Here is a 24,082-nt window from a genome sequence, read left to right on the forward strand (position 1 = left end):
AAAATAGGAGAATCACATGATTCCCCTACAACTCTATCTCCATTTCAACCTCTTGAGGACTGGTTTCTAAATCACTAGACAAAAGAGAAACGGCATCTGTTCTCATGTAGTAAGTATATAAGTCTTCTAGGTCTTGTTGGTTTTCAATCCCTGTTTCAATACTAATCAGAGCCTGTATAAATTCCTTGTAGTGACTCTCCATCATATCTGAAATCTTTTGTTTCATTTCCATAAATACTGAAGACGGTTCAGTTATACTTGTTTGGCCCATGTCTTGTAAATCCTTTTCTAAGGGATTGGTTCCTTCTTCTACTTCTACTAAATCTGAACGACCATCACCATCAGAATCTGCGCTAAGAGGATTGGTTCCTAGCGTCAATTCTTGAGCATCAGTTAGTCCATCTTGATCCGAATCACGTTGATAAATGGCTTCCATATACTTCCTTCTTTCCTAGTTAATCTTTTTTCACTCCAATCCTATCAAATATTCCTTGAAAGAAGTATCACAACAAAAAAAGAGAACGAGCCAAAACTGCGTTCTCCTTAAAATGTAAAACATTACTATTAAAGTAAAAAAGACGACTTACAGAACCTGTAAGCCACCTAGTCAGTCGGTTTATTCTGGTGTCTACCACCGCTTGGCCCTTGAGATTTCAAAAACTCATAAATATGTTTTGCTCATTCAAACTCATCCCCACCAAACTGACTAATTGCTGGTAAAATAGTAGTCTGAAGTTGAATGACTTTTGGGAAATAAAATTGAAGATTGACATACACCAATTTTTCTTTCTTGTTCTTATACTTTTGATAAGAAACTTTCAAACCTGTATTATCTGGTGTTTCACCGATAACATCACCCGTTAGAACTCTTGTCCCCTCAATCGCACGGCCATTATGAATGGAATATAAGGTTAAACGACTCCCATTCTCTCCTTTTCCGTTAGTGATAATAAAAAAGGAGGACTTCTACACTTTGGCGTAAAAAGTCCTCTTTTAGAAATGTATTCTTTTTCTATTATATTATTTAATAACGCATAAAAATTTTCCTAAACAAAATATCTTACTTTCACACGATAAAAGAAATTCACATACACTTATATTTTCTATTATCATGTCATGATATTTCATATTTTTATCTCCTTACATCTTTAAATCTCCTTTATTTTGATTTTTCAAATATGAGTATCACTATGGATATTTACAAATATATAACATTGTCAGCTATCGAATTTAAAAATTCTTGGTCATGTGAAACAATGAATATTATTTTCTTATCGCTTTTACATTCGTTGATCAGATGGGATATGTTCATCATATTGCAATAATCCATTCCACTAGTAGGCTCATCAAAAAACATAAGTTTAGATTTTTTACATAGTACAGATGCAATTGCTACCCTTTGCTTTTGTCCACCTGACAAGCTCATTGGATGACGATCTTTTGATTCATATAAATCAAGTTTTTTCAGAATATTTTCAACATAACTACTTTCAATATTTTTTATTCCAAGACCTACTTCACTTGCAATAGAATCGGTAAAAAGCTGATGATTAACATCCTGCATTACAAGGGATGATATTTTTAGCCTATCTGATTTTGAAAGTCTTTTGCCGTCCAAATAGATTTCATCCTTCGATTTTCTTTCTAAGCCTATAAGGCATCTGAGCAAAGTGGATTTACCAAGTCCGTTTGTTCCTACTATGCCGTAAATTTTTCCCATTTCAAAAGAGAGGTCTTTTAAATGCAATTTTTTATCTATGCCATTAAACTTAAATTCAATGTTTTTTACTTCTAAATTTCCCTTATTTTCATTTTCGGGTACTGTAAGTTTTACTCTATTCTTATTTCTTAAACCTAACTTCTTTAGCTTTTCAGACGGTATTTTCATAAAATCTATTTGAGTATATTCCTTTTGTATTTCCCCATCTTTAATCAAAAAAACTCTATCTACAATATCCATTAGATAAAATATTCTATGTTCTGAGATTATAAGAGTTTTCCCCTTATCTTTAAGTTTTATAAGCATTTCTTTTATGATTAAAATGTTTTCTTCATCAAGATTTGATGAAGGCTCATCTAAAACAATGATTTCCGTTCCAGATATATAACTTGCAGCAATACATAAAATCTGCTTTTCTCCACCCGAAAGCTTAAAAATATCTCTATTTAAAAGATGTTCTATCGGAAACAAATCCAACATATCATTTAGTCTTTCATCCATTTGTTTTTTTGAAAGTCCTATATTCTCCAAATAGAGAAGTAATTCAAGAGTAGTATTTATATTGAAAAAGTGTGTCTTTGGATTTTGAAATACATTTGATACTAAGAGCGATATTTCGTATAATTCGAGGTTTTTAATATCTTTATTATCAATCCTGATGGTTCCACCCATAGAAGCTCCATCATATCGTACAGCTAACCCATTGATAGAATTTATAATTGAAGATTTTCCGCTACCACTTTTCCCAGTAAATAATACACATTCGCCTTTTTTTACATCTAAAGAAATGTTTTTTAACACTTTAGGAGAATTTCCATAAGATAGAGATAAATTTTCAATTTCTACCATAAAGCTCCTCCTATAACCATAATCAGTATTGAAAGCACATAAACAAAATCAACTGTTTTCGTTTTGACGGATATGTACCTAGTTTTTTTAACAGGATTTTCAATACATTTTGTTTCTGCTGCCTTTGCAATATCATCAGAAATATTAGAAGACATAACAAGTAAAGGCACAATTACATACTCGATGTATGAAATTGGATTTTTAAATGTAATACCCCTTATTTTCATAGCAAGTTTTATATTGTGACTTTCTTCCCTAAATGAAGGAAAAAACCTAAACATTACAGCAATTGGTATAGAAACAGTACGAGGTAAATTCATTTTATCCATTGAGGATATTACACTTCCTACATCCGATGTTTTTAAAAAAAAACTTCCCGCACTAAATGGAAGATAAAACATCTTACATACAGCAAATAGCATAAAAAACATCATTAAAATCGCATTCATATTTCTAATTACATCAAGATTAGGTATCAAAGAAAGAACCCCAAAAAATGATATGTTTTTTAAGGCTTCTTTCTTAAATCCATTCATTAAAAAAAGAAATGAAATAAGAAGCACAATTCCCCATTCAAAATAGGTATTTACTTTATAAAATACAGCAAATCCAAGTGAAAAACTTACTAAAATTTTACTAATTGGATTGGGATTATATGGATTGTCTAAAGAAACGAGCATTATACAATACCAGCTTTTTCGAAATGCTTTTTCAAAAAGACTTTACCGATATATGCGCCGAGTATCCCGCCGACAACAGCACCGATATATACTAATACCATACTTCGATAATTCAAAAGTGCTATGAGCTTCATTATATAATCGTGACCCATACCGCCTGTTTCCGCCAGTTTAATAACCTTGTCTTTAGCCAACAAAACTTGCATAAGGAAACCACAAATCCAAGTGTTGAATACGACAAATGAGAGCATATTAAATTTAAATGATTTATATTCTCCTTTTTTTCTTAAAAGTTCCGCAATTGCCATACTGATTACAGCATGTATCAATATTACATATGTATTTCCCATTGCAATTGCTAAAAGACTACAAATCAACCCAAGTATAAATAATCCCCATGATTTTTGAACTTTTGCCATAAAGAGCATTATAACTATTCCTGTTATAATGCCTGCCAGTGTAGGGTATGCCAAGTATAAAATCGGTACAATACCAATCATTCCCGAAGCAAACATAAGTACAAAATATATTACTGTAAATACACCTATCGTAACTAAATCTTTAATTCTTAATTTTTCCATTTTTATATTTTCCTTCTAAATAAGTTTTCACTGAATATTTGATTTTCTAAGCATTGCTTTATAAAATTCCGAGCTTTTACAAAGTTCTTCATCTGTCCCTATCGCTTCTATTTTTCCGGCATTTAATAAAACGATTTTGTTTGCATTTCTTATTGTTCTTAATCTATGAGCAATAACAATTGCCGTTTTTTCTTTTATAAGTTCGGATAAAGCCTCTTGAATTAGACTTTCATTTTCAACATCCAGAGATGCTGTAGCCTCATCAAGCAATATGATTGGTGCGTCTTTTAGTATTGCCCTTGCTATTGAGATTCTTTGTCTTTCTCCGCCTGAAAGTCTTTGTCCGTTTTCACCTATTACTGTATCTATTCCATCCGGCATTTTGTCTATAAATTCATAACATCTTGCTATTTTAGCCGCTCTTATAATCTCTTCATCTGTAGCATCTTTTTTACCGATTTTTATATTATCTTTTATGCTTGAATTAAAAAGAGTAACATCTTGGAAAACGATAGAGAAATTTTTAAGGAGTGTTTCCGGATCAATTTTACCGATGTCCTCTCCCCCTATCAAAATCTTTCCTTTATCTATATCCCAAAATCTTGCAGCAAGCTTGGTGAGAGTTGTTTTTCCGCTTCCGCTTGAACCGATTAGCGCAGTGATTTCACCCTGCTTTGCAGTAAAGCTCACACAATTTATTACAGAATAATCATCATATCCGAAATAAACATCCTTGAACTCAATATCGTAATTTTTAATGTCAATATCTTTTTTGCCTTTTTGAACAGGCATGGTCTTTATTTCCTTTATTCTCCCTACAACCGCATCAAGCATAACTATCATTGACATAAAGGTGATTATTCCTTCTATAGGAAGATAAATACTTGCTGTAAGCATTAAAAATGCGATATAAACCAGCGCACTTACCTCCCCTGCCATAAGCATGTTGACGCCGATAACGGCAACACTTATAATTCCAAGCTTTAAAATTGCGGCAGCTATTCCTGTAAGTGTTCCGGCTACAACTTCACCTTTCGTCTTCTGTTTTGTGGATGCATTTAATTTTTCAAAAAAATCATTTAACATCCTATCTTCTAAGTTGTAAGATTTTATTTGCTCTATCTGCTCTATATTTTCCTGTAGATTATCAAAAACCTTACGATTATCATCTATCCAGCCTTGTACTATTTTTTTCTGACTTTTCTTTGATAAAAATATAATCAAAATAGAAATGGGAATTACCCAAAGGGCTGCAAGTGCAAGTTTCCAATTATAGAAGATAAGCATTAAAGCAATAATACTTGTGGATATAGCCGTTGAATATATATGAGGTACAGCATGAGAAAAAATTGTTTCATATAAGTTCATGTCATTCATCATGGTTTCCGCAAGGTCTGCCAAATCTCTTTTACCAAAATAAGAAAGAGGTAATTTCTTTAACTTTTCCGCTAACTCAATTCTTGAATTTGCACTCTCGTTGTACACATTGGTGTAAAGTCTTACATAATCCCACCTCGCTATTAAGAACATCACAATCATCATTACTACAATTAGTGCAATATAATGAACAGAAGTAAAATTGTAACTCTCAATACTTTTTAAAATGCCTATATACTGAAACAGAAACATAAAACCGATCATTGGTGCGAACAATTTAGTTAAATTAACAAGCGTGTGTGAAAATATGGCTTTTTTTAAGTTAAGAGCGCCTTTTTCTGACATCGCATATTTTTTCATAAAATAAGAAACCATATGTTTAACCTCCTATCTTCCAATTTACGGATTTTTGATATTCTTCCCAAAGTTTTTTGTAAGGCCCACTCATACCGATTAAATCTGAATGCTTGCCTTCTTCTACAATTTTCCCCTTATCAATAACAAGAATTTTATCCGCATCTACTACTGTAGATAATCTATGAGCAATCATCAATGTTGTCTTGTTTTTTGATAGCTTCTTAAAAGACTCTTGAATCAAATGTTCATTTTCAGGATCTGCAAAGGCTGTAGCTTCATCTAAAATGATAATATCTGCATCTTTCAAAAAAGCTCTCGCTATAGAAATCCTTTGAGCCTCTCCTCCTGAAAAATATGTGCCTTTAGTTCCGTAAACAGTATCAAGTCCTTTATCTAAATTTTTAATAATATCTTTAGCCCCTGAATTGATTAAGGCATTGTCAATTTCTTCATTAGTTGCATCAGGCTTTCCGATTAAAAGATTATCTCTTAAACTCATTTTAAATAGTTTAGAGTTTTGAAAAACAAAAGCAATTTTTCTCATTAAAGCCTCTTTTTCAAAATCTTTTATATTAATTCCTCCAATATAAATTTCACCTGTTTTAATATCGTAAAATCGTGCAGCAAGCCTTGCTATAGTAGTTTTACCACTGCCTGATGATCCGACTAAAGCAACTCGTTCTCCTTTATTCACCTTAAATGAAATATCGTCTAATACATTTTCATCTTCATAAGAAAAGCTTACATTTTTAAACTCTATCCCAACATCAGAACTTGTTTTATTTCCATAAACAAAATCATCAAACTCAAGTATATTTTCAATTTTATCTAAAGCAAGTTCTGCAAAATAACTGTATTGTGTAATCGTCGCAGTTCTCATAATAAAAGTAGCAAATGCCGGTCCTATTAGGAAGTAAATAACAGAATCTGCAACTACATTAGATAAGTTTCCATTAAATTTTATTAAGAGTAATGCCACAGGTACCAAGAAAAATGCCGTCGATGTAGAAACGGTTTCAAACCACGACATTTTATTCGTATAACTCATAGTAAGCTTAAGTACATTGTCTTTTGTTTTTATGATTAACGAATATAACTTATCAAAGCTCTCAACACTTTGTGCAAATGTTTTAACAACAGGAATTCCTCGAACATATTCCACAGTCTGAGAAGATAAATCGGAAAGTCCTGCATAATACTCATCCTTCATTTTTTTTGTTTCGGTTGTCATCATAGATGACATCAATGTCATACCGATAATCATCGGTATCATACTGGCAAGTCCTAACTTCCAGTTAAACACGAAGAAAAATACAAGCAGGACGATTGGCGATATAATGGTCATCGCCATATCAGGAAGTTGATGCGCTATAAAAGAATGGGTTTCAGACGCTCCGGACACAATTACATTTCTTATCCTTCCGCTTTCTTTGTCATCGAAATACCCAAGCGGTTTGTTTATTAGTTTTGTTACGGAAGTCTTAATAATGTTATCTTCCACTTCAAATGCAAAAATATGGGATAAAATTAAACCTATTAGGTATATAAAAAGCCCCAGAACGGCAAAGACTGCTGCATAAATTGAATTTTCCTTTACATAATCAAAATTCACCATCCCATTTAAAATTAAGTTATTTACAATTCTATGAATATATACCATAGGCATCAAAACCATGACACCTGATACAGCAGACATAACCATAGCAATATAGAGTAAAAAACTTTTTTCACCACCGTAAGCCATTAGTCTTTTCAGTATTGATTTCTTCTTATCCTTCACTGAACAACTCCTCCTTTTTTTAAAATTAGCAAACCCTATAAATAGCCTTTTTAGACTGATTTTAGAGGCTTGTTTTCAAACTCTTTTGCAATACGCATAGTTTTTCTTGTTTTTATCTGTCATTTATTATATAATAAATGAGGATTTCAATCAATTAGATATGGCTAAATAAGTCTATTCGGGATAATGTCTATTCGGGATAAAATATAAAGCACGGAGGTATAATATGAGTGATTTTTATAACTTTGTTAAAAACTTTTTTTCTACAGATGAATCTATCGATAATACAAAATACTCCACTGTAGGACATGAATTCCGTTTTAGCACGGATAATGCAGAAGGCATATATTGGTTTTACGAGGGCGATAATTTCACTATTGATATTTATGATGTTTTCATAAAAAAAGAAATTATCCATACAAGTTTTTCTGGTTTGAATAATTTCTATTCCCTTTATTTATCTTATTTAGTTACAGCAAACGGTGAATGTTTTAATCCTTATCAAAATCTTTCTTCAAATTCACTTTATACTATAAATACAAAAAATTCTAAAGACTTTAGGTTTTTACTTCACAAAAACTCTCCTTATTTAGGAATCGGTATAAATTTCAATCAGTCCATGATAGAGCAATGCCTGTCCTCTTATAAGAATAAAGTCTGTAACTATGAAGATTTATTTTTTAATACCAGCATTATAATAAACAAGCCTTTAGAAAGAATCGCAAAAGATATCCTTAATTGCAAGATGGCATCTCCTGCTGCTGAAATCTTTTTTGAGTCAAAGGCAAAGGAATGGTTAAGTATTACAATAGACTCTTTTTTAAATAAGTACAGCAATCCACTATCTATTGCCGATGATGAGGCTTTGAAAAATGTCACCAATTATATAGACGATCATTATGCAACATCTATCTCACAGGATACTTTAGAAAAAATATCCACTATGAGCGGCACAAAACTAAAAAAGTTATTTAAGCAAAAATATCAATGCACAATTACAGAATATACTCAAAGACGGAGAATGAATATGGCGGAATTACTCCTACTGAACTCTACCCTTAAAATTCAAGATATAGCAGAGGCTGTAGGATATTCCTCTCACAGTAAATTTAGTACATGCTTCAAAAAATATAAGGGATTTTATCCCAAAGACATAAAAAAATATGCGAAAAATAATCTTTCTGATTAAATACATAAGGATTTAACTTTGGGGACGGTTGAGTTAGACCTTATTGGAAAATGTTAAAGTCATAATTGGTAAACCTAAATAAATTATACGTTTAGGTCTTGTTATTATCTTGTAAAATCAGTAAAGTAGCTAATTCTACTATTTTTAGGGAGTTAGTCACAAAGAAAATCAAACAGTTAGACTGACTGTTTAAGTATGAAAAAAGCAGATAAAAAATCCCTTGAGTAAATAACTTAGGGGATTTTAAAGGTTGGGATAGGGTATTGAAAAGCTCGTACAAAGTATAATAAAAATCCCCACCAAATTTTGAAAATCTATTGAAATGTATTGAAGTTTATTAGCAGAATACATAAGTGGAAAGCTTGATTTTAATACATTTAGAAGATTAATGAAAAAGAAATATCACACTTTCATTCTTATTAAAATCCTTATAACTGTATTTTGAATGATTTTCCCCAATCAAGCATCCCTCTCTCTTATAAAATATATACATTCAGTTGTATGAAATGTAATATTGTTCTTATCAGACTTGAAACTTTTACTAATCCAACTATTTATCTTACACATTTATTTTAAACCTACAGTATCCTATTTTCTTAATATTCTACAGTGTAACACTGCATTTATATTATAACGCTAATATGTTCAGAAAAGAAATACTTTGTAAGTCAATGTCTGTTATAACGGAAATTGTTAGAGATGTCTATCATGACAGAAATTGAGATAATGTCCATAACTTCCCTGAAGATAAATTATGTAATCACAAACTATTTCATATCCAATCTAGTGTAGGTTGTTTGGAGCATATCATCAACAAAAAAAGAACGAGCCAAAACTGCGTTCTCCTTATAATGATGAAAATATGTTTTATACCACAAAAGATATGTAAACTAATCTTTTAAATAATAAAAAAGTTCCGACGTTTGTAAATGTTTTGAGTAAATTGAAATTACTTTTTGACCTTCTGGAAATACTGTCTTTCTCTTCAAATCTAATAAAGATTGAGGAACAATTTTCTTTGATGTCTCTTTCAATGTTAATGCTAGTATCTGTTTTCTTGTACGTAGAGCATAATCAAACTCCAAATACAAATAACGTCCTGAACCAGTTAGATGAACATGCTTTCCCAATAACTCCTCAATAGATCCTAAAACTTGTAACTTTTGCATCGTGGTTCCATCATTTTTTATTTTCAACTCATCAATTATGACATGACTATTTAAACAATCGTCAAAGAAACTGCCTGCACCTTTTCGGTAATCAACACCACATAGGTGCATGAAATTAGTAGGTGAAAAATGAAGTTCAACACTTTCTATTTCCGTTTCATAATACATGATTTTGCCAACAAAGTGTTCTTTAAAAAAAGAAGCCGCAATTTGTAACTGAGTAAAAAAACGCTGAAGTTTTATTTTTTCGGTGTAATTTGGATTACGATAATCTCTAGAATTTTCCATATTTTCCTCACAAAAAAGGTGGTTTACAGAGTCTGTAAGCCACCTAGTCAGTCGGTTTATTCTGGTGTCTGCCACCGCTTGGCCCTTACGTCCAAGATTGCTATCGGATTTCGTTCTGGTGTCCGCCACCGCTTGGCCCTTATGTCCAAGATTACTATCAGATTGACCATGAGCCGACCACTCATCTACACTATTTATTCTACCTGAAAATTGTTAAAATTTCAAGTATCAACTTCTTTATTTCACCGTATAGGCAAAACTGATGGCACTATCTGCTTGAGAGATTTTTCTAAAGGTATAGTTAGGGTTGCCACCATAGTTTGTTTCAGACACGAGGAAAGAACCATCATCATAGATCTTCTATAGCGATAGGTAAAACTTTGATACTATCTCCATCTTTTCCCCCGCTTCACACCGTGCATGCGACTTTCACCGCACACGGCGTTCCATCAATAGTGTATTATCACGATTTTGCTTTATCGTGCTGTATTAATATGATTAACATAATTGTTCTAAGTTCAAATTTTCTTTCAATAATGGTGAATTTCCTGCAAGTTCGCGCAACTGATTTAATTTGGTCAGTCCTGTATCACTCAAATTCAAAAGCTGAAAGAGATTTTTGATAACCTTCTCATTTGTTGCGTGAATCAGGCGATGAATATCTCGTCCAACAATGATAAGGTTCCTATAAGAGTCATCCTTTGTTTCTAACCACGGTCTCTTATGGTGACAATGAATATCATCCATATCCAATTCCTGACCGGTTACAGCACATTTCCCTTTTTGAGCTACAAATAAAGAAATTCGATTATCATTGTATTCAACTGTTGCACGCTTATTTATAATTGAGTGTTCTCTCAGCCATTTTAATTTCCATGTTTCAACAGATTCCTGTTGTTTATGAATCAATTTTCTCCCCTCGGGAGTATACCTATTCAGATTCTTATTTCTTCCTTTTAGTGTTCTCGTCTTGACATAGCTAATTGGAAGAATTGGATAACCCATTAAGTACCGAATGTTTTGAGATTGGAGGTAGGGGAGAAGTCCTTTATCTTTTCCCTTGTATTCTCCTATTTTTGTCAGACCTTTCGCCTGCAATCGATTTTTAAAAGAGAGATAAAGCTGATAATGAATTTCTTCTAAATCCTTACTCACATGTGTTGCCATACTATAATAGTTATGAATACCGATAACCATACTATTATACTTCTGTATTTCACGAATAATTGTTTCTTTAGCACCTTTAATTTGTATCAATTTCATCTGTTGTTTCAGTTGATGTTTAATACGTTTCTTGGCTTTTGATGCAATATGAGAGAAACAAACCAAACGATTATTCTTAGAAACTAGCTTTAAAGTAATCCCAAGGAATTCACTGCTTTTCTTTCTCAGATTGGTAATTTGAGATTTTTCCTCTGAAATAGGGAGGTTAAGTCGTTCTTTTAACCACAATTTTACAGCCTTAAACGTTCGCTCTGCCTCATTCCTATTTCGACAAAAGATTTTAAAATCATCCGCATATCGGACAATATAAACTTCTTTTAGCGTCGTTGAAGTTCGCAGCTTTCTGTAAACATGTGACTTGTGTCTTGTTCCCTTGGAATTATATTGAGGAACTAATTCCTTACAATCTCTTTCTTCCCATTGTCGTCCTATCCACCAATCAAATTCATTGAGATTGATATTGGCAAGTAGTGGAGATAAGATACCTCCTTGTGGTGTGCCCTTAGTTGGATATGTCACTTTTCCATTCGGAAGAACAATTGGTGCTTTTAACATTTTTCGAATAATCACTAGAAGTTGTTTGTCCCTGATACCTAATGTCCAGATTTGACGCATTAACTTAGTATGATTCACTTCATCAAAAAAGCCTTTAATATCAACGTCAACGACATAAGTCATATGACTTTTATTCATACGGTACATACAGTCCATAATAGCGTTATCAGCCGACCTTAAGGGTCTAAATCCATAACTGTGTTTGTAAAATTTCGCTTCACAGATTGGATCCAACACTTGTAAAATACACTGTTGGGCCACTCTGTCCCACATCGAGGGAATGCCAAGTGGTCGTTTCTTCCCATTTGGCTTAGGAATCTCTACTCTTCTGACTTTTCTGGGTCTATAATATTGAAATCTTCTTTGAACTTTAGAGATAAAGTCTTCTTGGGTCAGATTTTCTAAATCTTTAATGGTAACACCATCTACTCCTTCGGTTTGACTACCACCATTTCGCTTTATGGTACGATAAGCGAGCAGTATATTCTCGGGAGATGTGATAATATTCATTAAGTTCTTAAAACTGAATCCATTTTGACTTTTGGAATATAAATCATCAAATATCTCGGTCATGCCATAGTATTCCGCATATCTTAATTTTTGATGTTTTAATAGTTTGTCATCATTTTTTGGTTTCGTCATGGTCTATCACTCCTCTCTTTGGATTCGTGACCTTTTATGTCTTACAAGAATCCATGAAATGATAAAGTTCATAACAATACACTATTGACTAGTGGCTGTTCCTCCAGTATCATTACAACACTTTCAAAGGTCGTGCCACCACTCTCACTAGAGATTAAGGAAAGTTATGATTTTCTTTCCAATGTTTCTCTGGTTGTGCAACCTCCACATCTCTAGCTTTCGACGTTCCCTTATCTTTATCAATACTAAACTTAGGTGCCTAGCTATACCCCTTCAACTTTGATATGCCTGTAACATAACAAGGAATTTCATATCGTCGATTCTTACTCTTCCTCAAGTTGAAACAACTTACGTTGTTGTACGCATTTCTACGTACTCGCCTTCGGAGCGTACATTCGCTGGTTCGTCAGTGCTCATGCACATTCTCACCCTATTTAGTTTTTAATGACTCCCGACCTATCAGATACATATTCCACCTCTGGAACACTTTCGATTCTTAAGTCCTTAAGAATGACGGTATCTTTCAGCCGACTTCACCGAGCTTCATACCTTTACCTTTGCACAAGATAAACGCATGTCGGAGTATTAGAGAAATCGTTTCAGGGCGTTACCCCTTCATTCCAATTTTCAAGATAAGAGTTCTCCATTCTATTCAAATTTAACCTGATTATCAGGTTGATTTTTCAAGAACGTGTCTAACCTTTTCAGTTAGAAACGTCTCGCACCGACAAAAGCCACATGACCATACTCTGCTGGTGTACCATGTGTACCTCCCACAAAAGAAACAATAGCACCTGCTCTTGGTGTAGAACCCGTTTCCCCTCCAAGACTTGACGCTGTCGCAACCCAGTCCTGACCATTTCCCATGGTATTAATGATTGAAATCTTCTCTCCATTTCTTCCTTTTAATTTTAAGCCTAATTGATTCATACGAGCCGCAACACCCCATGTACATTGTCCATAGGCATAGGCCATACCATCTCCACCACCAGGGACAGAATGATCATACAAGTCTCCACGAACCCCTTCAAGGGATTGCGGGTCACTCTTTGCCTGTCCTCCATTTGTTTGGCTAAAGCCTTTTTCAATTTGGTAATACCATTCCGTTGCTCTGGTTTGTCTTTCCAGTAGTTTGTCACCAGAATTTCCCTCCCAGTAGGTGAGGAAGAGTTGGGCGAGATTGGCTGCACTGCCCGTATTTTTAAAGAAATCCTTTAACCAACTTTGATAGTAAGGACTATCCCCATGAAGCATAAAATCAAGTTGGAGGTCTAAATCATACCATTTCTTATTTTGGGTGCGTGCATAATTTAATAAAGCTGTATGACGTGTTGAACCATCTGCAGTATCCGTCCATTGCCCTAACCCCAAACCTCTATGAAGAATATTAGGATAAGCACCACTATAAATGGCTGAACCTCCAATCGCTAACCAGCTTTCATCATCCCATGAGGAATCGGTAGCGCCAACTGGAGGAGATAAATAATCTCCTTCAGCTCGTTTTGGATTAATAGAAGACTCTACAGACCAATTTCCTAAAATTGCCGCAATGGCTTGGGGACTTGCCCCTTGAGATTTCAAAAACTCATAAATATGTTTTGCTCGTTCAAACTCATCCCCACCAAACTGACCAATGGCAGGTAAGATAGTTGTCTGAAGTTGAATGACTTTGGGAAAATAAAATTGCGGATTGACATACACCAATTTTTCTTTCTTGTTCTTATACTTTTGATAGGAAACTTTCAAACCTGTATCGTCTGGTGTCTCACCAATAACATCGCCAGTTAAGACCCTTGTCCCCTCAATCGCACGGCCATTATGAATAGAATACAAGGTTAAACGACTCTCATTCTCCCCTTTTCCGTTAGTGAGAATAATATTATCACCATCTAGAGATACAACACCATCCATTGGTGCGACAATTGTTTGGTGAGCCTTAGCTTCTAGTAGAATGTACTCCTGAAGGGTAGGTTTTCCGTCTAAATCATAGTATCCATAACGATAAGTCATGGTTAGACTATCTTCGTTGCTTTTCCCCTCAAATGGATTGTCCAATTCCTGCATGGAAGCATAGACACCCTCTTCTTTTAGTTCCTTTATTTCCTCTTGATCGTCTTTCGATAGTTTATACTTAGGAGTTTCATAGAGGTCTTGCATGGATTTCAAATCTTCCCCATCGTTTAAATCATGCCACAAAGTAGACAGATAATCCTTGTAAGTTTCTGAACTAAATAAGTGAACTGGTTTGTGTAACTCATAGTCATGGAATTTAAAGTTCATATATCCCATCACATCATCAACTTTTGTGTAATAGGTAATTCCTTTGTCATTTGTACGAGTATGTTCTGCATCCTCCCAAGTTAGGTGAGTATAAGCTTTTGTTAATTCAAATTCATCTTGTTGAATCAAACTTGCAGATGAAAATCCTAAAAAGAAGCTCATCATAAGTAAAAGAAGAAAGACTATTCCTCCAACTATCCAGGTTACAGGATTTCCACCCGCAAATGTAAAAAAGGAAAAGGCTGCTTTTAGTTTTTGATAGATATTTTGGACACTTGTAAGACCTTGTTTCTTTAATTTTCGAAACCGATTTTTAAAGGAACTTGGGTTATCTTTCGCTAGTTTCCATCCTTTTCCATCCTTAAAATGATGGTATCGCTCTTTTGTGTTGGTCAGTCTTTTCTTGGTAAAACGACCTGTTGCTTGTCCTGTTTTGACACTAGCTTTCCCCAGATTATAAGAAAGCCGACTGTAGCGTTTCCCTTTTCTAATGGTCTCTTGAAGTGTGCGATAGCCTTCTAAATCTTCATTTTCTGAAGCTAACTCTCCACCTTCACGTCCAAGGACATAAAGAAAAGTTTTGGCTTTCCTACTGACTTTTTTGGACTTATAGGCTTGTTTAGTAGATTTTAAATTCTCTTTTGCGTCCTTGACTTCTTTCTTAGCTTTTAATTCTTCTAAACTCTTCCCTTGAAAGAAAAAATTAGATTTTGCTTTCGATTCCTGACCGTAGAGAAATTTTTGATTGGTTTTTCTTTCTTTATGACTCTCTTTTCTTTCTTCTTTTGCTTCTACCTTGGCTTCTCTAAATTGCTTCTTGGCTATTTTCAATCGTTTCCTAGCATGAGGTAATCGTCTATCTCTTAATTCTTTGCGATTCAATAGAGATGGAGGACTATTTTGAAGAATATGATTGTAGTCTTCATTTGCTTGTTTTACTCTAGCCTTTGAAGCTTCTCTCATCTCCTCTAGCTTTTCTTTTATCTCTTTTTTCCATGCTTTATCATCCAGTACAGCGGAATCTTTTTTCTGTTTCTTCACCTCCTTCTTTCCTTGTTTCAAGAATTTTTTCTCATCTTTTAGACTTCTTCTAAATGCCTTTCGGGCACGTATGATTTCTCTTTTATCCTTCATTTACCTTCCCCTTAATTAGAAGCCATTTTATCAGGATCCGTACTCATGATATCAAACAATTGTGTACCTTGAGGAATCTTATTTTTAAAGGGAACGACAACTGAACCAGCTTTTATTAGTCCTGCCCCTTTTTCTGGATTGACTAGGTATTTTTCGAGTTCTTTTGACAAGCCTAAGAGTTGAACCAGTTCTTCTCGGTCATTTTTTGCTTGCTTGAGGAGAATCATAAATTCACTATTTGCAATAATCCGTCTACCATTTGGATCTAACAATAAGGTTTCGACGTTTTGAGTTATTCCAGTCGGACTAGCTCCATATTTTCTGACACGACTCCACAATTTAAAGAAGAAATCACTGGCATATTTATCTAGTAAGAGAAGCTGCATTTCATCAAAATAAATCCAGGTCTTCTTCCCTAATTTTTGGTTCCGAACAACACGATTCCATATCTGATCAAAAACAACCATAAGAGCGATTTGTTTCAGCTCATCTCCTAACTTTTTAACATTATAGATTAAGAAATTAGATCCTGTCTGAATATTGGTCTTATGAGAAAAAATATCAAGAGAACCTTCGACATACAGTTCCATATCAAGTGCCAAATTCTGCGCTTCTTCTTCTGGTTGTTGACTCAAGACAAAGACCCATTCTTCCAAAGAAGGCTCTTTAAATGACTGATAGGTGAGTCTCGTAACTCGGTCGATAATCGATTTTTCTCTTCCATCCATTTTCCTATCCAATAACTTGCCGATAAAGGATAAAAGAAATTCTGATTTTACCTTAACAGGGTCCTCATCCATATTTTCATCAGACAAGTCAAGTACATTGAGATAGGTTTGGGAATCGGGCGCAATATCAATCATTTCCCCACCAAAAGCCCGTCCAATAACACTGTACTCTGCTTCTGGATCCACGATGATAATTTCAGTATTTTCACCAGATTCCTTGATTTTGGTCGTGATAATCTCATGCTTGGTTGCCATCCCTTTCCCAGCTCCAGATGTCCCTAAAATCAGACCAGACGGTGTATTTAATAGGCTGCGATCAATGGTAATAATATTGCTTGAGATTTGATTGATACCGTAATATTTCCCACTGCGGTCTTGTAAGTCTACTGAAGTCCAAGGTGAGTTCACTGCTACATTAGATGTTAATAAACTCCGTGATACTCCCTCTAAAAAATCACAACCAAATGGCAGCAAACTATTAAAGGCTGCTTCTTGCATATATGGAAGTTTATCAATCATTAGGTCATTTGAGCCGGCCACTTGTTGAATAGTGTCTAGGGCTTGTTTGAGTTCTTCTTCATCCTGACCAAAGACACCAATCAAGAAGACTGTTTGAAATAGTTTATCTCCTGTCTCGGTCATGGTTTTTAAGAGTTCCTCAGCTTCATCGATATTGCTTTCTAATACATGACCTACTTTTTCCAAATAGATACCTGTTCGAGCAAGTTTTTGTTGTTCCCCAATCTTTTGGGATTCCATTAAGGTCTTCTTTGTTCGTAGCTTCTTCATGGCATCCGCCTTGGTCGAACTTTGGGCATGGAGGCTCACAATCAATTCCAAATCTCCTTGCATGAGGTCTCGAATAAACTGATCACCTAATTACATGCCGTAGTCTCTCACATAGACAATCTGCAATAATCGGTCATTGATTTGTAGGTAATTCTTGTTTTTGAAATCTAAGAGATTAGGAGCTATAAAGTGACGAGTTGTCTGACCCGATCTCGTTAAATCACGGTAAGAAAAAGGAAGATGGTGTTCTCCTCTAAGCATATCTGCCAACAAGTTCACACGGTTTTCTCCAGCCAAGGATTCAAAGCGAGCATCAATTTCTGAGAAACCACTCTTGAAATATTCTCCAATTTGAGACAAGGAACGATAGGCTTGTTTGGGATTAGAATCCTTTCTACCAAAGGTAATCAATTTCACAGCTGAGAAATTATTTTCACCACTGTCTAAATTCTGATTCATCATCCGATTCAGTTCTTTACGATAGGTATCATACCCATCTTCTTTTTCCTCATACAGAACACTCTGTCTAAACTTTTCTAAATTCAATCTTTTATTAAAGATAGTCAATTGGAAGTTGGTTTGGTCATCTAGTGAGTTAATCAAATCAGAATACTTCTCAATGATTGCGCCCTTATCTTCTAAACCAACGGTCTGGTAATTGACATCACCAAGTAAATAGCTTTGTGAGAAATAATCTTCTTTTACCTGCATCAGACCATTTTGATACAGGGCTTGATAGGAAAGAGTATTAGCCGTTGAGGGTAACACTTCCTCTTTTTTCCCTTTAACTTCTTCCTTTTTATTAGTCATTGAAGTTTTTTGTTTCTTTAATGTATTTGATTTTCTTTTCATGTTCAGGTCCTTTCTTTCCTGTAATTGTGCGTAGGGGAACCGTTAATTCAAAATGAAGACGGTATTTCAAATAATGTTCAAAATATAAATCATTGGGTTTATAGACTCCAAAAAGCATGAGGGGGATGGTAAAAGCAAACACAAAACCGTAAACAAACCAATCTCCAAATTGCCAGAAAAAGAGATTCAAGCCCAAAACAATAATTGTGACAATAAAGGCTGGTAAAACAAAGATGATTTGTCTTGTGGTGAAACCTAACCAAGCCCTGTGTTGGTATTTTGAGATGTCTTTAAAGACACGTGTATTCATTACTTTCCTTTCTAAAAAGGCTAAGAAGCAATCACTTCCTAGCCTTTATCTAATTACATACCTAAGATTGAGCGAGCCGTACGTTGAGAACCAACGAGGGCAATAATCAGTAAGATAGCTTGTACCAAACTACCAAACATAATCGCAAGTGATTGCAAGACTCCTGCACCATTTGAAACAGCTATTTTCCCAGCAGATTCAAACAAAGGAACAAGAGAAACAATCAGAAAAATGAGAACCCCTTGTACCGCATAGACCATAATATTTTTTAAATAGCCAATACCAATAGACTTCCATTCATCGCTTAAAAATGTTGGAATCGTAAGAGGGGCAAATGGGATCATAAGGTAGAGTTGAATAAATCGAATAGATACCAAAAGATTAACCATGGCTGCACTTACTATCCGAACAAGCCAAATGAGGAGGGCGAAAAAGCCCACAATCATCCGGCCAATAAATCCTGACCCTTTTAATCCAGAGATGGTATCATACTTTGCCCCACCGTGAGCCACAATCGAGGCCACTTGTTCAATGGCGTGACTCGCAATCCCGATGATAGCTTCTACAATAACGGTAGTGTTGGTAATTACCACTGCGACCATGATATAACTAATCAACATCGGGGCTAATGCTTCAAAGGTCATCGCTCCACCTGAGTTAGCAATTTTCTTTGCCATCTTCGAAAATTCTAAGATAAGAACAACTGATAAAATCGCAACTCCAAGAGGCTGCATGACACTTTTAGTAATACTAGACATATAAGTCCAAACTGTTGGATTGTAGCTAGATAGAGATTTAATCAGATCTACCGTAGATTGTAAATCCACATTAAATCCTTCAAATAAATTTTCAGCTGATATTTTTTCAGATGCAAGGTAAACAAAGGGTGAGACTAAACTAAGATTCATGTCATTGTTTATCCTCCTAAATTGAAATTTGAGTTACAAAGGCTCCAGCTGCCCCTACCATAACACCACCGACAATTTCCAGAATGGCATTCCGAACACCTGGTCCACCATCTTTAATGTTGGTTGCAAGATTGACAATCCCCACAACAACGAGAAAGGCACCAACCGCAATCAAACCCTTCTGTAACAAAGACATAGCTTGTGCAAACATAGCACTTGCGTCTACTCCATAAACAAAACCTTTAAAATGCGTAATCATCTATTTCCTCTTTTCTATTTTTATTTTAAACTAGATTCAAAAGTTAAATCACGAATTCTAAGGCCTTCAAGATGATTTTCTTGTCTTTGATTCAAAGGATTGATTTGATAGTTCCACCACCGTTCATCGGTTTCTTGATTGGCTAGGTATTTCCAGTTTGGATGCTTAGTTGAATTGTATTTTTTGCTTTTAAAGACAGGCATATTAGCAATTCGAACCAAGCATTCATGCCGTTTCATATTTCCGACTTCATCAGGTGTCATTAAATCACGAGCAATCTTTTGATGAGAAAGGGATCCTGAACCTGTCTGGCCAAAGGAACGACTAGTATTTCGAACATCAATGGTTTGTTTCCCGAGTAAGCCACTCATAAATTTAAAGGTATCTTCATCATTACCACCTAAGTAGACTAAGCTGTCACAGTTCCCCAAAATGGTTTTCCAAGCTTCTTTTTCTTTATAAAGCCCTTGAAGTTGGGCAATATTTTGTAGAATAGGAACGAGACTCATATTCCGAGAACGGACTGTTGAGGTTTGTTCAGCAAAATCTGGGATTTCTCCGATATTTGCGAACTCATCTAAATAGACTCTCACATGAAGAGGCAATTGACCATTAAAATCAATATCTGCTTGTCTTGTTAGAGTTTGAAATACGGTTGAAAAAAAGAGGGCTGAAAGAAAGCGAAAGGTACTGTCGTTATCTGGGATAACTAGGTAAACCATTGATTTTTCCTTGCCCCATGTCTTCATATCAAGGGTATCTCTTTTGGTCAAATCCATGACACTTTGAATATTGAAGAGGGCAAATTTAGCAGTGGTTACAGCTATAACAGAATCCAGAGTCTTATCCTTATAATTTTGAAAATCTGCCCAATTTCGCATGGTAAAATTTTCAGTTCCATACTTTTTAGCATAATTTTCAAATAGAATTTCTAAGACACTTTTTTCTTGGTTTTCACCCTTGGATAAGTGTTTAATGAGTTTTGAGATTTCAGCAAAACTTGGATAACGCCCTCGTTTTTTTCGCTCTTCCACTTCTTTTTTTTGACGTTTCAACAAGTTTTGATATTCTGTTTGACTTAAACGACTCTCTTCAATGAGCTGTTCTCTTGTTTTAGGTGGATTATAGAAATCAACCAAGTAGGAGGCTAAAGCTCGTACCAAAGTCATAGAAGCTTCATCCCAAAATGGATCACTACGAGATCCAGAGCCTTTGGTGTTATTGAAATAAACCGTCAGCATGCGATTCAAATCATTTTCTGTCTCTATATAGCGAAAAGGATTGAAGCCATCTGAGTTCTTCATATTGACTAAATCTAACACCTTTACTTGGTAGCCATGTTCTAAAAAGAGTTTGCCTGTTTTCTCGGCCAAGTGATCTTTAGGATCCACGACAATATTTGAACTATTCATCTGAATCAGATTGGGTTTCACAAAGCGAAATGTCTTCCCACTTCCTGAACCTCCGATCACCGCTATATTCTTATTCCTATCATATTGGGGTGGTTTTTTATCTAATAATGTCAAACGAACATCTTGGGCTAAGATCGTATCATGAGAAAATTCCTTACCGTAAAAAAACTTCTTTTCTTTTAGAGTTCCAAAACGGGCGCTCCCGTATTCTACCCCTTCTCAGTATTGTTTTTTACCAGTCTCTAGATAGAGATAAACCAGCAACATCATCACAAAACCTAGTAGAAAAAAAGCACTTGATTTTCCAGTAAAGGAAACATTCCATGGCGACTGAAGAACTTCATCTTGACCTTCCATCAGGAGATGAGTCCATTTATCTAAGCTATTTCCAGTATAGGAATCATACAAAAGCGTCAAACGATGAAAAAGATAGCCTAGTAAGATACCTAACAGTGAGAATAGTAGGAATTTCTTTCCACTGTACATCATCTCACCATCTCTTTCTGTTTGACGGCTCCTTCTTGTCTAAAGGTAATTTGGGATTTAGCCTCATCAATTGCATCGTCTAATGACTTATCCATGGTAAAATCAGCTAATTTTTCTGGATCATTAACCATTTTTTCTAACAGATGGTCTAAATGATTGTCTAGAATCGAACGGTCTTTCGTGTAGAAATGTAGAGAATCCCCTTGCCAAGCGATGGCTAAAGGAATCTCTTCTTTTTCTAAAAAAGCTTTAAATTTCTCTATATCAATTGGTTTGTCTAAAAAATCTTTTTTCAGATTAATCGTATCAATCGAATAAGGAGATTGTAGCAATTCTTCTAATTTCTGCACTCCTATCTTATAGGCGGAATCCTGTGCTAAAGCATGACGTCTTGACCATTCTAGAATCTTTAAAAGACTTTTTACAGTAAATAAAAGACTACGCTCAGCATATTGAACGGCCATTCGTTCCTGTTGTTCAGAGGACATCTGAGGCCTCCTTCTTCACAAATAGCAGCTTTCCTTCTTTATAACGATAAGCTATCAATTTCTGACGTTGCTTAATCGACTTGACAACCTGCAGTAGATCTCTCGAATAAGGTTCTCGAAGAGTAATTTCTACTGCTTTCCCATCAACGATACCAACACGTTGAAATTCAATGTAGTCTTTTTTAAGATGTCCTAAGCCCATACCAAAGGGAAAGTGATGAATCAATTGGATGGTACATCCACCTTTATTTCCCATTTGTTTCAAATCATACAAGTTTACTACCTTCATGATTAACTCCTTTATCTAGTTTGTCGCATCGTTTAAGTCTGGTAACGATAAACTCCGTGTCTGTTAGAAAATTCTCACACACGTCTTGTGCCAGTTGCCCTTCACAGGGTAATACTCTCAGTCCCTACTTACACAGGCACGCTAATCAAGACGGAGTGGATTTAATTTTCAAAGAACAAGTAGCTTTATTATAGATAAGAGTAGTTGAAATTTTTATCACATTTTTGGGGTTGTTGGAATAAAAAAAGCAACTCACTGCTTTACGAATGAGTTACTTTTGTACTAAAATATTTGTTGCATAATTTCCCTAATAACCTGAACAGAGTTATCAAATGAGATATCTTTAGCATACTTAAATTGGCGTTGATAACGAATCCATAGCTCCTTCTGATAATCAGAAATTTCAATTCCTCTCACTTGTTCTTCCCAATTATAAATAGTATCTTTACTTTTACGTTTTTCTGCCGTATTCTCAAGTGCATTTTTTAATACTTCTAGATTAATCTCTTCTTTTCTAAGTTTATATAAGGTGAAAAGATCATATCGATCACGTGGGCGTGTCGAAGCTAATCCCCTACTGATGATCGTTTCTAACTTTTCAGCAAGTACAGTCTCTAGATTATATGTCCATATCTTGATGCTTTCATTAGTAAAGATAGAAGTCATTGAATAAGTAATTTCTCTTGGTGTGATCTTATCACCAGTAGTAATATCAATAAAAACAACCTCCTTTAATGTATCAAAAGTTGCATTTAATTTTAATGAAAATCCTCCATATTCATCATCTTGGCGAATAGGTTCTAGCTTATCTACTGAAAATGAAAATCCATCAGTTTTAGAACAAAGAATCTCTTCAAAGATATGAATCAAATTTTCTCTGCTCATTTCGGTTCCCTTCAGAGTAACATCTAAATCCATTGTGGTTCGCTTATCTAGTCCAATCATTTGACCTATTAGATACCCTCCTTTTACAATGAAGGAATCTCTATAAGAACTAGTAGAAATCAGCTTTAACACTTGCTCAATTAAATAATGTTGTTGTACTTGTTGAGCTGGAATTCCTTTATCTTTTGAAATGTTTTTGATTTTTGCTTTAAAGCTATTGGCATTTGAAAACATTAAGACAGTACCTCCGTATAAGATTGTAACTTATCAGTTACTTTAAATAGCTGGGCATAATAAAATAATTTGTGTAAATGAATTTGATTCTGTTGAAAATATTTCTTAAACGCTGGTGCAATAATTTGAAGATCCACCTGATGAACTGGTCTTAGACACTCAACCAAAACTCGTTCAACTTCATAAACTTTAATAAATTGGCCAGGAAGACGCTCTATTTCAATAATTCCTTCACTATAGTGAGAGCGTAAAATAATAGGACATATATCTGCTTCCTTAATGTTTTTGGTATTCGTACCATAAGGAAAACTCATCGTCATGTTAAAAGGGATGGTCAAAGATAAACCATGTAACCAAAGTGCTGTCTCCAAAGAAAAGATTCCCTTTGGAAATCGATACTGAAGGACAAACCACTCATCTAAATAAATATCAGGTAAGCGATATAACCCTTTTTCTTCAGTATCAATTTTTCCTTCTGCAACCATTTTTAATAAGGTTTTGTAATGTAAATTTTCATCTATTACTTGTTTAAAAGTTAAAAAACCATACTGATTGAAAGAGTTCATCAGTTTCTCTCTTTTATCAACCATATCATTCTCCTTTCTTAGAAACAAAAT

The 24,082-nt window shown here is 34.7% G+C and carries 17 protein-coding genes and 5 pseudogenes; 2 read left to right on the top strand and 20 right to left on the bottom strand.

Features of this window, described 5'->3' with window-relative positions:
* Nucleotides 1–25 precede the first annotated feature (25 nt).
* The 7 genes and pseudogenes from ACORHU_RS04915 to ACORHU_RS04945 form a co-directional block, all read right to left on the bottom strand.
* Entirely contained in the window at nt 26–436 is a 411-nt protein-coding gene (locus tag ACORHU_RS04915; protein WP_000387515.1) for a thrombospondin type 3 repeat-containing protein, read from the bottom strand.
* A gap of 245 nt (nt 437–681) precedes the next feature.
* A pseudogene (locus ACORHU_RS04920) lies at nt 682–951 on the bottom strand (phage tail tip lysozyme); the annotation flags it as partial.
* A 247-nt stretch (nt 952–1,198) separates the two neighbouring features.
* Nucleotides 1,199–2,569, bottom strand: a complete 1,371-nt coding sequence (locus ACORHU_RS04925) for an ABC transporter ATP-binding protein (protein ID WP_048773348.1) — start codon at nt 2,567–2,569, stop codon at nt 1,199–1,201.
* A complete protein-coding gene (locus tag ACORHU_RS04930; protein ID WP_162837406.1) occupies nt 2,563–3,252 on the bottom strand; it encodes an energy-coupling factor transporter transmembrane component T in 690 nt (229 codons plus the stop codon). The genes ACORHU_RS04925 and ACORHU_RS04930 overlap by 7 nt, the downstream gene beginning before the upstream one ends.
* Nucleotides 3,249–3,836, bottom strand: coding sequence for an MptD family putative ECF transporter S component (locus tag ACORHU_RS04935; protein WP_042768183.1), 588 nt, complete (start codon nt 3,834–3,836; stop codon nt 3,249–3,251). The genes ACORHU_RS04930 and ACORHU_RS04935 overlap by 4 nt, the downstream gene beginning before the upstream one ends.
* 21 nt (nt 3,837–3,857) lie before the next feature.
* Nucleotides 3,858–5,582: an ABC transporter ATP-binding protein gene (locus ACORHU_RS04940; protein WP_084888027.1), complete on the bottom strand. Its 1,725-nt coding sequence runs from the start codon at nt 5,580–5,582 to the stop codon at nt 3,858–3,860.
* A 4-nt stretch (nt 5,583–5,586) separates the two neighbouring features.
* Entirely contained in the window at nt 5,587–7,344 is a 1,758-nt protein-coding gene (locus tag ACORHU_RS04945; protein ID WP_000653339.1) for an ABC transporter ATP-binding protein, read from the bottom strand.
* Between the two features lie 226 nt (nt 7,345–7,570).
* Here ACORHU_RS04945 and ACORHU_RS04950 point away from each other — a divergent pair, with 226 nt between their 5' ends.
* A complete protein-coding gene (locus ACORHU_RS04950; RefSeq protein WP_048773342.1) occupies nt 7,571–8,533 on the top strand; it encodes a helix-turn-helix domain-containing protein in 963 nt (320 codons plus the stop codon).
* Nucleotides 8,534–9,423: 890 nt separating this feature from the next.
* Here ACORHU_RS04950 and ACORHU_RS04955 read toward each other — a convergent pair.
* Complete coding sequence (locus tag ACORHU_RS04955) at nt 9,424–9,990, bottom strand: PBECR4 domain-containing protein (RefSeq protein WP_000431812.1); 567 nt, start codon at nt 9,988–9,990, stop codon at nt 9,424–9,426.
* A gap of 18 nt (nt 9,991–10,008) precedes the next feature.
* Between ACORHU_RS04955 and ACORHU_RS04960 the strand changes: the two genes are divergently transcribed.
* Nucleotides 10,009–10,197, top strand: a complete 189-nt coding sequence (locus tag ACORHU_RS04960) for a hypothetical protein (protein WP_075202690.1) — start codon at nt 10,009–10,011, stop codon at nt 10,195–10,197.
* Nucleotides 10,198–10,227: 30 nt separating this feature from the next.
* Here the strand turns inward: ACORHU_RS04960 and ACORHU_RS04965 are convergent.
* The 12 genes and pseudogenes from ACORHU_RS04965 to ACORHU_RS05020 form a co-directional block, all read right to left on the bottom strand.
* Nucleotides 10,228–10,350: pseudogene (locus tag ACORHU_RS04965) on the bottom strand (CHAP domain-containing protein); the annotation flags it as partial.
* A gap of 138 nt (nt 10,351–10,488) precedes the next feature.
* Complete coding sequence (gene ltrA / locus ACORHU_RS04970) at nt 10,489–12,411, bottom strand: group II intron reverse transcriptase/maturase (protein WP_434365132.1); 1,923 nt, start codon at nt 12,409–12,411, stop codon at nt 10,489–10,491.
* Between the two features lie 726 nt (nt 12,412–13,137).
* A pseudogene (locus tag ACORHU_RS04975) lies at nt 13,138–15,825 on the bottom strand (phage tail tip lysozyme); the annotation flags it as partial.
* 11 nt (nt 15,826–15,836) lie between these two features.
* Nucleotides 15,837–18,194, bottom strand: a pseudogene (locus ACORHU_RS04980) (VirB4-like conjugal transfer ATPase, CD1110 family).
* The gene (locus ACORHU_RS04985; protein ID WP_001097589.1) at nt 18,145–18,504 is read right to left on the bottom strand and encodes a PrgI family protein; all 360 of its coding nucleotides are present in this window, start codon (nt 18,502–18,504) and stop codon (nt 18,145–18,147) included. The pseudogene ACORHU_RS04980 and the gene ACORHU_RS04985 overlap by 50 nt, the downstream one beginning before the upstream one ends.
* A gap of 53 nt (nt 18,505–18,557) precedes the next feature.
* Nucleotides 18,558–19,412, bottom strand: coding sequence for a conjugal transfer protein TrbL (locus ACORHU_RS04990; RefSeq protein ID WP_001054257.1), 855 nt, complete (start codon nt 19,410–19,412; stop codon nt 18,558–18,560).
* Between the two features lie 16 nt (nt 19,413–19,428).
* Nucleotides 19,429–19,671 (bottom strand): hypothetical protein, encoded by a 243-nt coding sequence (locus ACORHU_RS04995; RefSeq protein ID WP_000627865.1) that lies wholly within the window; start codon nt 19,669–19,671, stop codon nt 19,429–19,431.
* A 20-nt stretch (nt 19,672–19,691) separates the two neighbouring features.
* A pseudogene (locus tag ACORHU_RS05000) lies at nt 19,692–21,569 on the bottom strand (VirD4-like conjugal transfer protein, CD1115 family).
* Entirely contained in the window at nt 21,569–22,057 is a 489-nt protein-coding gene (locus ACORHU_RS05005) for a hypothetical protein (protein WP_125450890.1), read from the bottom strand. The pseudogene ACORHU_RS05000 and the gene ACORHU_RS05005 overlap by 1 nt, the downstream one beginning before the upstream one ends.
* Nucleotides 22,047–22,346, bottom strand: a complete 300-nt coding sequence (locus ACORHU_RS05010; protein WP_125450889.1) for a hypothetical protein — start codon at nt 22,344–22,346, stop codon at nt 22,047–22,049. Before ACORHU_RS05010 ends, ACORHU_RS05005 begins: the two co-directional genes overlap by 11 nt.
* 282 nt (nt 22,347–22,628) lie before the next feature.
* A complete protein-coding gene (locus ACORHU_RS05015) occupies nt 22,629–23,465 on the bottom strand; it encodes a nucleotidyl transferase AbiEii/AbiGii toxin family protein (RefSeq protein WP_000492399.1) in 837 nt (278 codons plus the stop codon).
* Nucleotides 23,465–24,055 carry a type IV toxin-antitoxin system AbiEi family antitoxin domain-containing protein gene (locus tag ACORHU_RS05020; RefSeq protein ID WP_152907073.1) on the bottom strand — a complete coding sequence of 197 codons (591 nt, stop codon included), beginning with the start codon at nt 24,053–24,055 and terminating at the stop codon, nt 23,465–23,467. The genes ACORHU_RS05015 and ACORHU_RS05020 overlap by 1 nt, the downstream gene beginning before the upstream one ends.
* Nucleotides 24,056–24,082: the final 27 nt, after the last annotated feature.

The organism is Streptococcus sp. KHUD_015 (assembly GCF_051106265.1).
In the GTDB taxonomy this organism is placed as follows: Bacteria; Bacillota; Bacilli; order Lactobacillales; family Streptococcaceae; genus Streptococcus.

What these genes read in the sequence shown, in the direction of transcription:
- ACORHU_RS04915 (WP_000387515.1), bottom strand. Translation starts at nt 436, where the DNA reads ATGGAAGCCATTTATCAACGTGATTCGGATCAAGATGGACTAACTGAT.
- ACORHU_RS04925 (WP_048773348.1), bottom strand. Translation starts at nt 2,569, where the DNA reads ATGGTAGAAATTGAAAATTTATCTCTATCTTATGGAAATTCTCCTAAA.
- ACORHU_RS04940 (WP_084888027.1), bottom strand. Translation starts at nt 5,582, where the DNA reads ATGGTTTCTTATTTTATGAAAAAATATGCGATGTCAGAAAAAGGCGCT.
- ACORHU_RS04950 (WP_048773342.1), top strand. Translation starts at nt 7,571, where the DNA reads ATGAGTGATTTTTATAACTTTGTTAAAAACTTTTTTTCTACAGATGAA.
- ACORHU_RS04955 (WP_000431812.1), bottom strand. Translation starts at nt 9,990, where the DNA reads ATGGAAAATTCTAGAGATTATCGTAATCCAAATTACACCGAAAAAATA.
- ltrA (WP_434365132.1), bottom strand. Translation starts at nt 12,411, where the DNA reads ATGACGAAACCAAAAAATGATGACAAACTATTAAAACATCAAAAATTA.
- ACORHU_RS04985 (WP_001097589.1), bottom strand. Translation starts at nt 18,504, where the DNA reads ATGAATACACGTGTCTTTAAAGACATCTCAAAATACCAACACAGGGCT.
- ACORHU_RS04990 (WP_001054257.1), bottom strand. Translation starts at nt 19,412, where the DNA reads ATGAATCTTAGTTTAGTCTCACCCTTTGTTTACCTTGCATCTGAAAAA.
- ACORHU_RS04995 (WP_000627865.1), bottom strand. Translation starts at nt 19,671, where the DNA reads ATGATTACGCATTTTAAAGGTTTTGTTTATGGAGTAGACGCAAGTGCT.
- ACORHU_RS05005 (WP_125450890.1), bottom strand. Translation starts at nt 22,057, where the DNA reads ATGTCCTCTGAACAACAGGAACGAATGGCCGTTCAATATGCTGAGCGT.
- ACORHU_RS05010 (WP_125450889.1), bottom strand. Translation starts at nt 22,346, where the DNA reads ATGAAGGTAGTAAACTTGTATGATTTGAAACAAATGGGAAATAAAGGT.
- ACORHU_RS05015 (WP_000492399.1), bottom strand. Translation starts at nt 23,465, where the DNA reads ATGTTTTCAAATGCCAATAGCTTTAAAGCAAAAATCAAAAACATTTCA.
- ACORHU_RS05020 (WP_152907073.1), bottom strand. Translation starts at nt 24,055, where the DNA reads ATGGTTGATAAAAGAGAGAAACTGATGAACTCTTTCAATCAGTATGGT.